This is a genomic window from Paenibacillus sp. FSL W8-0186, assembly GCF_037969765.1.
Lineage (GTDB): Bacteria > Bacillota > Bacilli > Paenibacillales > Paenibacillaceae > Fontibacillus > Fontibacillus woosongensis.
On record NZ_CP150207.1, the window covers coordinates 3,570,317 to 3,585,453 of the forward strand.

14 protein-coding genes are annotated in these 15,137 nt (G+C 52.4%); 4 read left to right on the top strand and 10 right to left on the bottom strand.

Annotation, left to right across the window (positions count from 1 at the left end; genetic code table 11):
* Window positions 1-2 precede the first annotated feature (2 nt).
* Complete coding sequence (locus MKX50_RS16135; protein ID WP_339157357.1) at window positions 3-1,811, bottom strand: HAMP domain-containing sensor histidine kinase; 1,809 nt, start codon at window positions 1,809-1,811, stop codon at window positions 3-5.
* Between the two features lie 23 nt (window positions 1,812-1,834).
* A complete protein-coding gene (locus MKX50_RS16140) occupies window positions 1,835-2,566 on the bottom strand; it encodes a response regulator transcription factor (RefSeq protein WP_213590437.1) in 732 nt (243 codons plus the stop codon).
* Between the two features lie 320 nt (window positions 2,567-2,886).
* On the opposite strand from MKX50_RS16140, the gene MKX50_RS16145 reads away from it, so the two are divergent.
* On the top strand, window positions 2,887-3,738 hold the full coding sequence (locus MKX50_RS16145; RefSeq protein ID WP_339157358.1) for a M23 family metallopeptidase: 852 nt from the start codon (window positions 2,887-2,889) through the stop codon (window positions 3,736-3,738).
* A gap of 86 nt (window positions 3,739-3,824) precedes the next feature.
* Here the strand turns inward: MKX50_RS16145 and acsA are convergent, their stop codons facing one another.
* A complete protein-coding gene (gene acsA, locus MKX50_RS16150; RefSeq protein WP_339157359.1) occupies window positions 3,825-5,549 on the bottom strand; it encodes an acetate--CoA ligase in 1,725 nt (574 codons plus the stop codon).
* 316 nt (window positions 5,550-5,865) lie between these two features.
* Here acsA and MKX50_RS16155 point away from each other — a divergent pair, with 316 nt between their 5' ends.
* On the top strand, window positions 5,866-6,498 hold the full coding sequence (locus tag MKX50_RS16155; protein WP_155610311.1) for a GNAT family N-acetyltransferase: 633 nt from the start codon (window positions 5,866-5,868) through the stop codon (window positions 6,496-6,498).
* 43 nt (window positions 6,499-6,541) lie between these two features.
* Window positions 6,542-7,723: an acetoin utilization protein AcuC gene (locus MKX50_RS16160; protein WP_339157360.1), complete on the top strand. Its 1,182-nt coding sequence runs from the start codon at window positions 6,542-6,544 to the stop codon at window positions 7,721-7,723.
* Here MKX50_RS16160 and MKX50_RS16165 read toward each other — a convergent pair whose 3' ends face one another.
* From MKX50_RS16165 to MKX50_RS16180, 4 genes are all read right to left on the bottom strand, one after another.
* Window positions 7,724-8,431 carry a 5'-methylthioadenosine/adenosylhomocysteine nucleosidase gene (locus MKX50_RS16165; RefSeq protein ID WP_339157361.1) on the bottom strand — a complete coding sequence of 236 codons (708 nt, stop codon included), beginning with the start codon at window positions 8,429-8,431 and terminating at the stop codon, window positions 7,724-7,726.
* 126 nt (window positions 8,432-8,557) lie between these two features.
* Window positions 8,558-9,562: a catabolite control protein A gene (ccpA, locus tag MKX50_RS16170; protein ID WP_055107543.1), complete on the bottom strand. Its 1,005-nt coding sequence runs from the start codon at window positions 9,560-9,562 to the stop codon at window positions 8,558-8,560.
* Window positions 9,563-9,669: 107 nt separating this feature from the next.
* Window positions 9,670-10,014, bottom strand: coding sequence for a bacillithiol system redox-active protein YtxJ (gene ytxJ / locus MKX50_RS16175; RefSeq protein WP_339157362.1), 345 nt, complete (start codon window positions 10,012-10,014; stop codon window positions 9,670-9,672).
* A gap of 114 nt (window positions 10,015-10,128) precedes the next feature.
* The gene (locus MKX50_RS16180) at window positions 10,129-10,542 is read right to left on the bottom strand and encodes a hypothetical protein (RefSeq protein ID WP_339157363.1); all 414 of its coding nucleotides are present in this window, start codon (window positions 10,540-10,542) and stop codon (window positions 10,129-10,131) included.
* A 275-nt stretch (window positions 10,543-10,817) separates the two neighbouring features.
* Between MKX50_RS16180 and MKX50_RS16185 the strand changes: the two genes are divergently transcribed.
* Window positions 10,818-11,345 (top strand): type 1 glutamine amidotransferase domain-containing protein, encoded by a 528-nt coding sequence (locus MKX50_RS16185; protein ID WP_213590704.1) that lies wholly within the window; start codon window positions 10,818-10,820, stop codon window positions 11,343-11,345.
* Between the two features lie 87 nt (window positions 11,346-11,432).
* Here MKX50_RS16185 and ptsP read toward each other — a convergent pair whose 3' ends face one another.
* The 3 genes from ptsP to aroA form a co-directional block, all read right to left on the bottom strand.
* Window positions 11,433-13,169, bottom strand: coding sequence for a phosphoenolpyruvate--protein phosphotransferase (gene ptsP, locus MKX50_RS16190; RefSeq protein ID WP_339157364.1), 1,737 nt, complete (start codon window positions 13,167-13,169; stop codon window positions 11,433-11,435).
* A 189-nt stretch (window positions 13,170-13,358) separates the two neighbouring features.
* The gene (locus MKX50_RS16195) at window positions 13,359-13,790 is read right to left on the bottom strand and encodes a CoA-binding protein (protein ID WP_339157365.1); all 432 of its coding nucleotides are present in this window, start codon (window positions 13,788-13,790) and stop codon (window positions 13,359-13,361) included.
* A gap of 48 nt (window positions 13,791-13,838) precedes the next feature.
* On the bottom strand, window positions 13,839-15,128 hold the full coding sequence (gene aroA / locus MKX50_RS16200; RefSeq protein WP_213590429.1) for a 3-phosphoshikimate 1-carboxyvinyltransferase: 1,290 nt from the start codon (window positions 15,126-15,128) through the stop codon (window positions 13,839-13,841).
* Between the last annotated feature and the right edge of the window lie 9 nt (window positions 15,129-15,137).

The following is a 15,137-nucleotide window of genomic DNA, read 5'->3' on the forward strand; positions in this document are numbered from 1 at the left end:
GGCTAGATCGTACTTAGATCTGCCGGGTGTCCCCTCTTATTTCCGCTGAAGCTTACCGTAATTAATGTTCCCCGCCCCACCGCACTTCGCACCTCAACCGTTCCCCCATGCGCTTCGGCGATTTCTTTAGCTATCGCCATGCCTAGCCCACTGCCTGACGTTATGCGATCCGTGGGCGTTCCCCGATAATACCGTTGAAACAAACTGTTTAAGGTAGCCTCATCCATGCCGTTACCGTTATCTTCGAAATGCAGGGTGAAGCCGGATCCCGGGCCTTTCTGCAACTGAATTATTAATTTCGTCCCTGGCGGGTTATGCAGCATGGCATTGACCATAATATTATCCATCATTCGGCGAAATGCAAGAGGATCAACAGGATAATAAATATCCTCAGGGGAAGAAATCCATTCGCTTTCATACGGCGACCAGGCTGGATCCTCCGCAATGCGCGCAACGGCTTCCCCCGCCACTTCGTTCACATTGCGGTATTCCAGATGCAGCGCATCAGAGGCATGCTTGAGGCGATAAAGCAAATTTAAATCCTGAATCAGGCCATCCATATATTCTGCCTTTTCCACCATGATTGCCGCAAAGTCCGTAACTTCCTCTCTGTCCCACTCGTACTGCCCGGATCGCAGCAGTTGGGCATAACCGTATATGGAGGAAAGCGGCGTCTTCAGGTCATGGGACAGGCCTGCAATCCATTCTTCCCGCATGCGCTCATTTTGCTCCCGTTCAAACTCATGCTGCTCCAGCTGCTGAGACAATTCCTCAACAGAATAAACGACTTCTGCATACGCTTTATACCTGTGCTTCAGGCGGCCGGAACGCCGTTTGCTGCTCGGTCTGCCATGCCGGTCGTTTGGCTCCTTGTAATGCCGCTGCGCCAGTTGCTCCAGCCATCGCATTACATGAAGCATTGGCAGCCCGAATCTATTCCCCTGCCACAATGCCAATCCGCCGCAAGCAAGTAATAGGATCAGCACGAGACTGCCGAACCCGTACATCATGAGCTGACTCTCACTATTGACAGTAGGGCCAAACGGCGTTAAGCAGATGCCAGGAACAGCATCATATGGAGCATGAATCAGCCATATCCTTCCGCTGTCCTTCTCCGTTCTCATTTCTATGCGCATGCCATAGCGTTCCGGGTATTGCCATCTTAACACGAGCTCCTGCGGAGAATATTGATGCGGGACGCCTGAAGGCAGACGATACGACAATAGCTCTTTTCCCTCAGCACTCAGCAGCTGTATGCCGGCCTCATATTCCTCCAGGGAGTATCTAATCTCCTCGGGCCATCCGTTGAATCCAGAGGCTGGCTCAGCTTGCCCTGCCTCCCTGATTAAATGTTCATATCCCGTACCTCCCTCGGCTAGTACAGACGCCGCCGTGTCCAGCGGCTCCTTGACGCCATACAGAAGCGTAACCATTTCTCCTTCAATCGGACGAATCAATATATAGAGCCGGTAAGGAAATGGCTGCTGACGGTTAAAATAGTCGATCAGCTCACCAGGCTTATATTTCTCGGGAACATCCGGGGGTGTAAAATAGGCGCTCGTTGCCTCCCCATCCTCATTTAGCACTTGAAGCCAGCCGCCATTATCTTCTACCTGCTTCAGCAGCCTGGGCGAAATGTGCGGAGAGCCGTCCTCGCGGACCGAATAAGCGTCCATAATGGATTCCAGCGCCACACGGGAGAAATTGCGCTTTAAATCCAGTTCCATCATTTTTTCTGCGATCCATAGAAACATCATCACAATGCAAATTGCCGTAATAACCCCGACAGTCAACCACTGTCTGATAAACATCCAGACAAAACGGCGGCGCATGGTCACGGTTCTGCTCCTCTGTGAACCAGCTTATAGCCCAGTCCCCGCACAGTCAGCAAAAATTCTGGTTTGGCGGGATTCCGCTCAATTCGCTCTCGTATACGGTGAATATGTACCATAACTGTGTTGTCATCCCTGAACGCAGATTCGCCCCAAACCCGTTCATAAAGCTCGTCTTTTGAAAATACACGATTAGGATGGCGGCATAAAAATAAAAGCAGCTGAAAAACTTGGGCCGGGCAGTCAACAGCACTACCGTTTACCGTAAGCTCCTTGGCGGTCCCATCCACGACGAAGTAGCCAAAATCATATATTTCTTGAATTCCCGCCCTCTTTGCAGGCAGAGATCCTGGCGATCCGGATCCAGTGGTCCTTCTAAGATGAACCTTCAGTCGAGCGATGACCTCTAGAGGATTGAACGGCTTAATGATATAATCATCCCCTCCTATCGCGAAGCCAGTCAGCTTGTCCAAATCTGTCGAACGGGCCGTCAAGAACAGGATCGGCGCAGCTGTCCATTCGCGAATGAATGGGGCTGCCTCGAAGCCGCTCTTACCCGGCAGCATCACGTCTAAGATAATAAGATCGTATGATTTGGAGCGGCAGGCCTCTATGGCCTCCTCTGCGCTCTCGACGGAGTCTACTTCGGTATAGCCTTCCTTGGCCAATACCGTCTGCAGCAATTTAAGAATTGCCTTCTCGTCATCCACCAGCAGGATTTGGGGCTGGCTCATTCTTTAGTCCTCCCTGTGCTTCCATATAGTTGTGCTCATTGTAACATATCCTTGCTGTCTCATGGCTTCTGGAACCTTAACAGCACCTTAACAGAAGCATAATAAATTTAAGCAGCTGTTAATCCCCTGTTTTTCTAGCGTTCAACTCCGGCGGCTATAATTACAGACAAAGAGATCAACTCGATGTAGAACAGGAGAGATGCCATATGAAAGCAAAATTGTTAATTTGCGCAGTAGCATTATTCATTTTCACAGGGTGCAGCCTGCCAGATTCACAAAATTCACAATCATCAAAAGATTCCCAGCCATCCGCCGATATCTTGGAAAGTATCGATCTGCTCCCCCAGGCTTTGCAGAACGAACATTATAAGCAGGTGTACAACACGCTTAGCCCCGATTTTCAAAGCCAAGTAACTATGCAGCAAATCAAAGAGCTGTCGCAATCTTTCTTTGGGGCTAATGATACGTTTGTGATGCAATCAAAGATAGCAGTCAACGGCATGACGGACTATGTATGGATCGATCCTTCCTCCAGCAAAGGAATTTCCGCTGTAACAGACCAGAACGGAGTCATATGGGGGCTGCAAATTGTAAATCTGTCCTCTTATCCCGCAACGGATAATGATTACACCAAGCAAGAATACAGTTTACCGTTTACAGGGGAATGGCTAACCTTCTGGGGCGGCAGCAACGTGCTCTTCAATTATCACTACGCTTACGAGACCCAGCGCTATGCTTACGATTTCATCGTCGTTGAGGAAGGCGGCAGCTATGAAGGGGACCCGGCGGAAAATGAAAGCTTCCATGCTTTCGGACGGGAGGTGCTGGCTCCAGCGGACGGCATCATCATGGAGGTCGTGAACGATGTGGAGGATAATGCCCCTGTCGGCACCATGAACGAGCAGCAGGCCGCCGGTAACTACATTATCATCAATCATCAAGGAGAGTACAGTATTTTGGCGCATTTCAAACAAGGATCGATCAGCGTGCAGGAGGGGCAAAAGGTCAAACGAGGCCAGACGCTTGGACTTGCCGGCAATTCCGGAAATTCCAGCGAAGCGCATATTCATTTCCAGGTGTCCGATCAACCAAGTCTGGGGAAGGGCAAATCGATTCGCATAAAATTTAAAAACGATCTTGACCCCATCAAGGGGCAATTCGTTGAAGGCTGACTACGAGAAAAACGCCGGGGCTGACATGGTTCATCCCGGCGTTTTTCTTGTATTAAATGAATATCGGTCATGCCTATCGTTTGTTATCAATCCTCTATTGTCGACAGATCCCCGGTTGGAAGATTCAGCTCCCAGGCCTTGAGCACGCGGCGCATGATTTTACCGGAGCGCGTCTTCGGCAGCTTATCCTTGAACTCGATTTCGCGTGGTGCCGCATGAGCCGACAACCCTTCCTTCACGAAGCGGGCGATGTCTGCCTTCAGCTCCTCTGAAGGCTCATATCCATCCAGCAGCGAAATGAACGCTTTGATGATTTCTCCCCGCGTCGGGTCAGGCTTGCCGATTACGCCCGCTTCCGCAACGGCCGGATGCTCTAGCAGCTTGCTCTCCACCTCAAATGGGCCGATTCGCTCCCCGGAGGAATTGATGACGTCGTCAATCCGGCCCTGGAACCAGAAATAACCGTCTTCGTCCATATAAGCCGTGTCGCCGGAAATGTACCACCCCGGAACCCGGAAATACTCCTCATATTTTGGAGCGTTGTTCCAGATTAACCGCATCATGGCCGGCCAAGGTGTACGGATGGCCAGATTTCCCATCCGGTTAGGCGGCAGAATCTTGCCGTTATCGTCGATAATCGCGGCTCCGATGCCCGGAACCGGCTTGCCCATGGAGCCCGGCTTCAGCGGCATCGATGGGTAGTTGCAGATCAGTTGTCCGCCGGTTTCCGTCATCCACCATGTATCATGAATGCGCAGCCCGTATACTCTGTGTCCCCAGCGTACGACCTCAGGATTCAGCGGCTCGCCGACGGATAGGACATGTCTCAGCGAAGACAGATCGTATTGGCCGATGATGTCTTCCCCTGCTCCCATCAACATCCGGAATGCCGTCGGCGCACTGTACCAGACTGTTACTTTGTTCTGCTGAATCGTATCATACCAGTCACCGGGACTGAAGCGTCCTCCGCGCACAACATTCGTAACCCCAAGCAGCCAAGGTGCGAATATCCCGTAGGAGGTCCCCGTCACCCAGCCCGGATCGGCCGTACACCAGTAAATATCGCCTTCCTTCAGATCCAGAACAACCCTGCCTGTATGATAATGCTGAATCATCGCGTTATGAACGTGGTATACACCCTTAGGTTTTCCCGTAGAGCCCGATGTATAGTGCAGGATCATCCCGTCCTCGCGGTCGACCCATTGGATTTCGGTCTCCGGTGCGGCCTTCTCCAGCTCGGCCAGCAGGTCGATCAGCCCCGCTTCCTGCGGAAGATCCTCGCCGACCAGGAACACATGCTTCAGCTCGGGCAGCTCGTTCCGCTTGACGCGATGCAGCAGCGCAGGCGTCGTGACGATGGCTACCGCGCCGCTGTCCTCCAGCCGGTCCTTGACCGCCGTTTCCATAAAAGCTTCGAAGAGCGGCCCTACGACCGCACCTACCTTGAGTGTACCGAGTACGGAGATATACAGCTCAGGGCTTCTCGGCATAAAGACGAAAACGCGGTCGCCCTTACCAATGCCATAGCTGCGCAGTACATTCGCAAATTTGTTGGACAGCGTACTCAGTTCTTCATACGTATAGGATTCATTCCTGTTCGAATCACTGAACAGCAGAGCCGTACGGCTGCCTTTTCCCGCATCCACGTGGCGGTCGATCGCTTCATAAGCCATATTGACGCGGCCCGTATCATACCAGGAGAATTGCTTCTCCACTTCGGCCCAATCGAATTTGGCGTAAGCCTCCTCATAGTTCCCCAAATTGGACGAGGGGGCTACCTCCGAAATAATCTCACCTTGCAGCTGACTCATTGTTTCATCCTCCCTTGAATCTGTCTTTAAGCACCCATTAATAAGCAAATTCAAATCATGAAAACGGATACACGTCGGCGGATTTCATAGTGCGGATTAATGCTGTCAACCTAATGGCATAGTTTGAAGCGGTATCCACTTGTTCATGAGGGCCAGTGTGTAATTAGTCATGCAGTGTGCAGCGGGATGTCAAGAGTTAATTATGAATGTTTTATGTCGGAATACATTATAACACACGCTTTTATGAGGGGCTATACTTTTCAAATTTTCATTTTTCTGTTATAAGTGAGGGGAACGAGCAAAGGAGGCGGCGAAAATGGAACATCGGAAAACGCATATCCGCCATACCGTATCTAGTGGAGGCCGCGAAATCGTCATTGAGGGCCCGGTTTCGCCGGAGCTCCTGCAGCACTTTCAAATGCATGAGGAGCTCGATGCTTTTCGCAGACCCAAGGACCAGCATGAGGCGTTGATCGAAATCGCGGGACTCCCGGAAGGACGCATTATCATCGCAAGGGAGCAGGACACAATCGTCGGTTACGTCACGTTTCATTATCCGGATGAAATGGAACGCTGGTCTCAGGGAAATATGCCCGATCTCATTGAACTGGGGGCGATTGAGGTAGCCAACGACTACCGCTCGCTAGGACTCGGCTCGAAAATGATCCGGACAGCATTCGAGCAGGAACAGATGGAGCGCTACATCGTATTTACGACGGAATATTACTGGCATTGGGATTTGAAAAGCAGCGGACTTAGCGTATGGGACTACCGGAAAATGATGGAGCGGCTCATGAAAACGGTCGATATGGTCTGGTACGCTACCGATGACCCGGAAATTTGCTCCCATCCGGCAAACTGCCTGATGGTCCGCATCGGAAAAGATGTCCCGCTGGAATCTGAAGAGCAATTTGACCGCATTCGCTTTCAGCAGCGGTTCATGTATTAATGCTCATGCAGATGATGACACAAGAGCAAGGAGAGTGGCGCCCATGACTGGAAGCGCTTTATTGATTCATCACGATAAAGCCATGAATTATCATTTTCACGACAGCCATCCTTTTCATCCCCTCCGGCTTAGATTAACGCTCGATCTTCTTGCCGAAGCGGGTGCGCTAGCCCCTACAGCGATGCTGACGTCGCGGCCGGCCACAGAAGAAGAGCTGCTGCAGGTTCACCAGCCGGCTTATATAGAGGCTGTAAAAGCGCTAAGCACAAATCCAGGTCCTGATTGGCTGGAGCGGGCAGGGCAGTACGGGCTGGACGACGACGATACGCCCTTCTTCCCAGGCATGCATGAGGCTGCTGCCTATGTTGCCGGCGGCTCAATTACGGCCTGCGAGGAGGTTATGTCCGGACGCTGCGATCACGCCCTGCATTTGGGCGGCGGCCTGCATCACGCCCTCTCTGCCAAAGCAGCGGGCTTCTGCGTCTACAATGACGTCTCCGTGGCTATCGCCTATGTCCGGCAGCGCTACAAGGCACGTGTGCTTTATATCGATACGGACGTGCACCATGGTGACGGGGTACAGTGGAGCTTCTATTCCGATCCCGAAGTATGCACCTATTCCATCCACGAGACCGGGAAGTATTTATTCCCGGGCACTGGCTTCGTGCAAGAGAAGGGCGAGCACCAGGGCTATGGAGCCTGCGTCAACATTCCACTTCAGCCTTATACGGAGGACGCTTCCTGGATGGAATGCTTCGAGCAGTCGATCCGCCGCTTGACGGAATATTTCAAACCGGATCTTATCATCAGCCAGCATGGCTGCGATGCGCATGCGCTCGACCCGCTCTCCCATATGCAGTGCAGCATGGCCATCTATAACGAAATGCCCGCGATCATACACAGTCTGGCCCATACGTACTGCAGCGGGCGCTGGGTTGCCGTAGGCGGCGGCGGATATGACATCTGGCGCGTCGTTCCCCGGGCATGGAGCCTGCTGTGGCTGGAGATGACGGATCATCCGCTAAAGCGCTCCCTGAAGCAGCATCCCCGTACCCGGCTTCCCCAAACGTGGATTGAGCGTTGGCAGGAACAGAGCTCGGTAAGCCTTCCAGCCGAATGGCTCGATGATTTGACCCATTGGGAAGGGATTCCCCGCAGGGCCGAAATCACGGCAAAAAACCGCGAGAGCCTCGCGGTTGCGCTGCAGGATTTCCCTGAAATCTAATTAACGGTTCAGGCCGGCGACCATCTCGTTTAGAATTTCAAACGAATGCCGGGCAGCGAGCACCGTAAATTCGGCGAAATTGACGTCCGCCGTGCCGTCGGCCTTGTCGGACATCGAGCGGAGAATGACGTAAGGCACTCCATTCATATGGCATACTTGCGCTACAGCTGCCCCTTCCATCTCCACGCAGGCGCCGTCCATCGTCTCGTGAAGCTCGCGGACATAATCATAATCGGAAATAAACTGGTCGCCAGACAGCACCTTGCCTACGATAAAGTTGTTATCCTCGCACAGTTTGGAGCAGGCCTCTTCCGCCAGACGGATCAGTTTCTTGTCTGCCGGAAAATCCGATACGTCCTGATAAGGAATTATACCGCGGGCAAAGCCGAGCGGCGTAACGTCCATGTCATGCTGCTGGCATGAAGAGGAAATCACGATATCCCCGATGTTAAGCTCGGGGTGAACCGCACCTGCCACTCCTGTAAATAGTATCGTGTCTGCTCCGAACCGATCCACCAGCACCTGTGTCGTTGCAGCGGCATTGACTTTGCCGACGCCCGACTTGCATACGACAACCTCTTTGCCGTGCAGCTGCCCGGTTACAAAGCTGATTCCGGCATGTATGACGGTATTCTGCCCCTCTACCTGCTCCAGCAGCAGAGCGATTTCTTCATCCATGGCGCCCATCAGCCCGATTGTTGCGGCCATAACGATCTCCTCCTCTTTTTTCCCCTAAAAAAAGCTCCTGAGCAGGAGCTTTTTCCGTATAACCTTTTTCATATATTTGTCTTTAATCTTCTTCTCTATCTATAATTGATGAATCAGTCCAGCCAATTATACATGGCTGACCGACAAGCGAAGAATCGTCTCATGCGGCAGAATCACCTTCGAGCTCTCTACAGTCTCTTTCTTCATCAATTTCGTCAACAGACGCATCGCTACCGCACCAAGGTCGTACATCGGCTGTGCGACCGTAGTCAGCTGCGGCCGAACCATCGAAGCCATGCGAATGTTATCCACACTAATAATTGAGAAATCCTCCGGCACTTTGAGACCTTCGTCCTGAATGCTGTGGATTGCTCCAATCGCCATTTCATCCGTGGCGGCGAAGATTGCCGTCGGGCGCTTCTTAAGACCCAGGAAATACTTCATCGCTTCGACACCGGATTCGTAGCGGTAATTGCCAATCCGCACCAGATCCTCCTGGTACTGAATGCCCGCAGTTTCGAGCGCGCGCTTGTAACCCTGGAACCGCGCATATCCGTTGGCAGGATCCTGCAGCGTTCCACTGATCATGGCAATCTCGCGATGGCCATGGCGAATCAGTGTGCTGACAGCATCGAAGGCAGCAGCCTCATGATCGATATCAACGGAAGGAATTGTTCCGTTCTCATCGCTCGTCGCACACAACACAACCGGAACAGAGGAGGTCTGGAAAGCCTGCATATGCTCTTCCGTCACTGCTCCGCCCATAAAGAGAAGCCCGTCCACCTGCTTCTCGAGCAGCGTGTTGATGACGCGGATTTCCTTCTCCTTCTTCTTGTCCGCATTACATAAAATAATGTTATAGTGGTACATGTTAGCGATGTCTTCAATACCCCGGGCGATTTCAGCGAAAATTGAATTTGAGATGTCCGGAATGACTACGCCAACCGTAGTCGTCTTCTTGCTCGCAAGGCCTCTTGCAACCGCATTCGGACGATATCCCAACCGTTCAATTGCTTCGTATACTTTTTTCCGGGTTTGCGGCTTCACATTGGGGTTGTTGTTGACAACCCGTGAAACCGTGGCCATTGAGACGCCTGCTTCACGTGCCACATCATAAATGGTAACCGTCACATTCTTCTCTCCATTGCCAATAGATTTTCACTCATTCATCCCGTAATTTTCAAGCTCCAATTAGGTTTATGATACGACAAAATTTTACTTTGTGCAATGTTCGCGCTTCATTCGGCTAGAATTCCCTCTAGGGCTTCTAAAGTAATGTCGGAATGGGATGTGTGCCAAACGGCTTGTCCGTTTTTGACCAGGATGGCTTGAGGGGACTCATGCTTCACTCCAAGGCGCTCAGCAGCCGCATCAGAGACAGCCCTGTCTTCGAGAACGTATATCACACCGTAGTTTACAGCTTCGTTGGGATTATGATTTAAGTATGCATCGAACTCCCGGTGCGCTCCCGAACTGATGGGACAACGGGTACTATGTTTGAATAACAAAAACGGCCTGTGCGCTGAATCTTCCATAGCCTGGGCAAGCTCTTCTATGGAAGTTATTCTTTTCAAACCAGCCATAATATATCCATCCCCTTTTTCCGACAAGGCATACTTAACATTACTCTTTTGTTATCTTAACAAAAAAAAGACGTTAAACACAACTCATTGCAGTACTTTTGCCAGAAAGCACCCTTAATTTGTTCTTGAAAACTGACTGTTATTTACAAAGTCAGATATTTGAGCCAATCTTTTGGAAATGTCCTCCATCCAAACCTGGTCTTCCATTCCTTTGGCGCATCCATACACATCCAGCAGAAGGTTAATGCGTTCCTTGCATTTCTGGTCGAGAAGCGATTCAAAGGATGGTGAGTCGGTCTCGCTCCATGTCCGGTAAATGCCGTACATCACGTCTGCCAGTTCGCTCACTTCATTAAAAAGCACGAGCCCCTGCTCCCGGCTCGCCTTCAGTTCCCCCAGCAGAGCAAGCAGATCCGGTTTTATGGCCGGAAGCACCTCGTAATGACTGCATTGCTCGCATTCGAATACCGGTACTCTGTCAATTTCGATAATCCCTTCAAAAATAAGCACTCTAAAATCAAGGCTCATTTCTTGCCCGCAATGACACAGCTTGCGCACAGTACCACCTCTTCTTACAAATCATTTTCAATTTACTTTTACTTGCCCGCCGTCCGTTGAATGATGTATTCGACCCTTAAGGGATGTTCTCCTTTTCGGGGATGCAAATGCTTGTAATTTCCTTGACTGGCAAGGAATCTCGCCTAGGCTGCGGCGATGGCCATATGAAAAATAACTTTATTTTTGATACAATTAAAATATCGAAAACGATTTTCGTCAAGACCGACCGAGAACAGGAGGCGTCCATATTGAGACTTACTGGTAAAAGAGTTATCGCTTTAGTAGATGAGGAATTCGAGGATTTGGAGCTGTGGTACCCGATTTATCGGGTTCGCGAGGAAGGTGCCGAGGTTCATCTCGTCGGACCGGAGAAAGGCAAAAAATACATCGGCAAGTACGGCGTGCCTGCCGAAGCGGAATATAGCTTCGAGGAAATCGATGCCAAAGACTACGACGGCATCCTCGTTCCGGGCGGCTGGGCCCCGGACAAGCTGCGCCGTTATGGCAAGGTGCTGGAAATGGTCAAAGAACTTCATGCGGCGAAGAAGCCGATTGGCCAAATCTGCCATGCCGGCTGGGTGCTGATATCCGCTAAGATTCTACAGGGCGTTACGGTTACGTCGACACCGGGAATCCGCGATGATATGGAGAACGCAGGCGCGATTTGGAAGGATGAAGCCGTCGTCGTAGACGGGCATATCATCTCAGCCCGCCGTCCGCCGGATCTACCGCCGTACGGCAAAGCGTTCGTGGATGCGCTGGCGAAAGCGTAACCCATTCCCCTGAAGTGCTGCTGTACACAAAAAAAGAACCGCAAGGGAAGGAGCCCACTGCTCTCCCTATGCGGTTCTTCTTCGTGTTTAATGGTTCTGCCACACACAGCTTTCGGCAAAACGCGTCAGCTCTGCCTCCACTTCGGCGCCGGTCGCAAGCCGATAGCAGTTCGCCCCGGCTTCCCGTCCTGCGGAAGCTTCGGCATTCAATATCCGGTGCTTCACCCTTAACAGCGATTGCGGGGACATGCTCAGATCACGGACGCCCAGATAAAGCCAGATCGGGATAGCTTTCTCGTCTCCGGCAAGTTCTCCGCAGACACTGACCGGAATCCCGGCGTCCTGCCCCGCCGTAATCGCCTGGCGCAGCAGGCGAAGCACCGCAGGATGAAATGGCTGGTACATATGGGCGATCGTCTCGTTCATCCGGTCGACAGCCAGAACGTACTGCACCAGATCATTCGTGCCAATGCTGAAGAAATCAGCTTCCTTGGCCAGCAGATCGGCGATCGCTGCCGCAGCAGGCACTTCAATCATGACGCCGACCGGAATGCCGTCGTCGTAGGCGATGCCGCGCTGGTCGAGATCGGACTTGGCCTCGGCCAGTATTTGCTTCGCATGGCGCACCTCCTCCAGCGAGGAAATCATCGGCAGCATGATTTTCAAGCTTCCGTAGGCGCTGGCACGGAGGATGGCGGTCAACTGGGTCTTGAACATTTCTTTGCTGTTTAAGCTGATGCGGATGGCCCGGTAGCCGAGGAAGGGGTTATCCTCTTCCGGCAGCTCGAAATATTCCAGCTGCTTATCTCCCCCAATGTCGAGCGTGCGAATCACGACGGAATAGCGGCCTGCCTTCTCGGCAACCTGCCGGTATATATCAAACTGCTCCTCTTCCGATGGAAAGCTGGAACGATCCATATAGAGGAACTCGGTGCGGAACAATCCCGCACCTTCGGCGCCGTAATGCAGCACCTGCTCCAAATCTTTGACGGAGCTGATATTGCCCGCCAGCCGAAAGCGGACGCCGTCCCGTGTAATAGCTTCGACCGTTGCCAGCAGCTGCAGCTGCTCCTTGCGCTTCCGCTGGATTTCGGCCAGTTCCGTGTAGCGGTCTATAATTTCCTGATCAGGTTCAACATAAATAAGTCCTTCGTCGCCGTCAACGACAAGCATATCGCCCGTCTTCAGCGGCGTTCCAAGCTTGTGCTCCAGTCCGGACACAAGGGGAATCCCTAGAGCCCGGGCCATAATCGCCGAATGCGAGGTCTTGCCCCCAGCCATCGTAACCATGCCCAGCACATTATCTGGATTCATATGTACAAGCTGGGAGGGTGATAATTCCTTGGCCACCAATATATAGGGCTGGGTATCGGCCGGAAGCGTAATATCGGGCGTGCCGAGTAAATGCTTCAGCAGGCGATTGCCTACATCCTTGATATCAAGCGCCCGCTCCTTCATATACTCATCATCTAGCAGATCAAACATGGTGACAAAATGATCCGTTGCTTCTTTCACGGCAACTTCCGCCGCTTTGTACTGACGTTCGATGATCCCGCGGATTTCGCTCATGAATACGGGATCCTCCAAAATGGCCAAATGGGCGTCAAAAATGCTCGACTCCTCAACCCCTACCGCTTCTTTGACTTCATTTTTCATCACTTCAATTTCCGTCTTGGATGTACGTATGCCTTCATACAGTCTCTCAAACTCTGCGGCCAAATCCACCTTATCCATCTGGCGGTCCGGCAAATCCCATTCCCAGGCAGGCAGCACGAATGCCTTGCCGATGGCTACGCCCGCTGCTGCAGCGACGCCCTGTATCATGTTTAGACCCCCTATATCCTGCTCTGTTATAGGATACATCTCTCTATAATATTTATCTTTGTTCACGAAGTAATTCGGGTTCGCACTATTATGGTAATCCTAGGCTTGCAAATTTGTCAAAGGAAATTAAACCTGTCCAGCTAAAACAAAAAAAGAGGACCCGCTGAATTCAGGTCCTCTCCTTAGGGATTATTGCCGGCTCTTGCCGAGCAATATGCTGTCCTCTACCTTGATACACCGGTCCATGATCACCTTCAAGCCGCCCTGCTCAGCGATCTGCGCTGCCTCCTCGCTGATGATTCCCTGCTGGAGCCACAGCACCTTGGCACGGGCCGCCACCGCTTCGCGGGCCACCTCCGGAGTATATTCGCTGCGCCGAAATACGTTGACGATATCGATCGGCTCAGGTACGTCCGCCAAGGAAGCATACACCTGTTCGCCGAGAATCTGCCCGCTTACCGCCGGGTTCACTGGAATAATGCGGTAGCCGTTGCTCTGCATCGCTTGGGCTACCATGTAGGATGTGCGGTCTGGCTTGTCGGACAGCCCGACGACGGCGATATTGCCCGCATGCTCCAAAATTCCCTTGATTTCCTCGCGGCTGGGATTTTCAAAAGCCATGGCTGAATCCTCCTCTCGAATTTCCATAGTATGCCCTGCTCTATTTTGTTATACCCATTCTACCTGAGCGCCAAGCGCCTTCATATGATCAAAAAATTGCGGATACGATTTGGCGACGTGATGGGCGTCCTTGATGACCAGCGGCTCGCGGCAGCGCAGGCCGACAATCGTCAAAGCCATAATGACGCGGTGATCATAGTGGGCGTTGATCTCGACGCCCCCTTCAAGCCCGCTCGGACGGCCGTGCACGATGATCTCGGCCTGGCGCTCCTCTACGTTCGCGCCGGCTTTTCTCAGCTCGTTCAAATAATCTGTAATCCGATCGCATTCTTTATACCTTAAATTCTCTACGTTATAGAAACGGGACGTTCCTTCGGCAAACACTGCGGCGGCCACCATAGCCAGCACCGCATCGGTCGCTGCATCGCCATCGAACTCAACCGGACGCAAGCGGCCATTGCCTTGTACGTGAACCGTATCGTTCACATGGGTCAGCGGCACGTCCATCATTTGCAGGACATCCACTACCGCCCGCTCGCCCTGTTTGCTGCGCTCGGCGAGACGGTGCACCTTCACATCGGACTTTGTTACCGCAGCTGCCGCCAGAATGGCCGCCGAGCCCGGATAATCGCCCTGTACCGTGTAGGTCTTCGCCTGATAGCTCTGGCGGCCGGGGACCTTGAAGCTCATGTAATCGTCGCTGGCATGAATGATGATTCCCGCCTGCTCCAGAACTTCGAGCGTCTGGCCGACAACGACCTTCGATTTCAAATCGTCCAGCACCTCGATTTCGCTGTCCTCCTCCAGAAGAGGGGTCAGGAACAAGAGGGCGCTCAAATACTGCGAGCTGACTGCGCCGGATACGGTGATCTTGCCGCCCTTCGGATTGCCGCCGCGAATTGTGATCGGCAGCCGTCCTTCCTGATGGTCGACCTCGACGCCAAGCTGCTGTAGAGCCGTAATCAAATCATCATGCGGACGTTTGCCTAGGGAATCAGGATAGGTGTTAACGAAGGTCACCTCAGGACACAGCGCGGCGATGCCCATTAGAAACCGCAGCACGGCTCCGGCATTGCCTACGTTCAATTCCTTGACATCCCTCGGCTTCCGGCCAAAGCCCGTAATGACGATCTTCTCCTCATCCTCCTCCAGCACCGCCCCCAGGTCGGCAATGCAGCGGCGCATGGCGTCACTGTCCTCGCTGTGCGCAGGATAATATATGGTGCTCGTCCCTTCGGCTAGCGCGGCAACGAGCAGATAGCGCGTTGTATAATTTTTCGATGATAGCGCCCCGATTTCACCGCTAAGCTCGGGCGTTGGTCTAACGATAACGTCCATTTATATTCT

What these genes read in the sequence shown, in the direction of transcription:
- MKX50_RS16135 (WP_339157357.1), bottom strand. Translation starts at nt 1,811, where the DNA reads ATGTTTATCAGACAGTGGTTGACTGTCGGGGTTATTACGGCAATTTGC.
- MKX50_RS16140 (WP_213590437.1), bottom strand. Translation starts at nt 2,566, where the DNA reads ATGAGCCAGCCCCAAATCCTGCTGGTGGATGACGAGAAGGCAATTCTT.
- acsA (WP_339157359.1), bottom strand. Translation starts at nt 5,549, where the DNA reads ATGAGTCAGCTGCAAGGTGAGATTATTTCGGAGGTAGCCCCCTCGTCC.
- MKX50_RS16155 (WP_155610311.1), top strand. Translation starts at nt 5,866, where the DNA reads ATGGAACATCGGAAAACGCATATCCGCCATACCGTATCTAGTGGAGGC.
- MKX50_RS16160 (WP_339157360.1), top strand. Translation starts at nt 6,542, where the DNA reads ATGACTGGAAGCGCTTTATTGATTCATCACGATAAAGCCATGAATTAT.
- MKX50_RS16165 (WP_339157361.1), bottom strand. Translation starts at nt 8,431, where the DNA reads ATGGCCGCAACAATCGGGCTGATGGGCGCCATGGATGAAGAAATCGCT.
- ytxJ (WP_339157362.1), bottom strand. Translation starts at nt 10,014, where the DNA reads ATGGCTGGTTTGAAAAGAATAACTTCCATAGAAGAGCTTGCCCAGGCT.
- MKX50_RS16180 (WP_339157363.1), bottom strand. Translation starts at nt 10,542, where the DNA reads ATGAGCCTTGATTTTAGAGTGCTTATTTTTGAAGGGATTATCGAAATT.
- ptsP (WP_339157364.1), bottom strand. Translation starts at nt 13,169, where the DNA reads ATGATACAGGGCGTCGCTGCAGCAGCGGGCGTAGCCATCGGCAAGGCA.
- MKX50_RS16195 (WP_339157365.1), bottom strand. Translation starts at nt 13,790, where the DNA reads ATGGCTTTTGAAAATCCCAGCCGCGAGGAAATCAAGGGAATTTTGGAG.
- aroA (WP_213590429.1), bottom strand. Translation starts at nt 15,128, where the DNA reads ATGGACGTTATCGTTAGACCAACGCCCGAGCTTAGCGGTGAAATCGGG.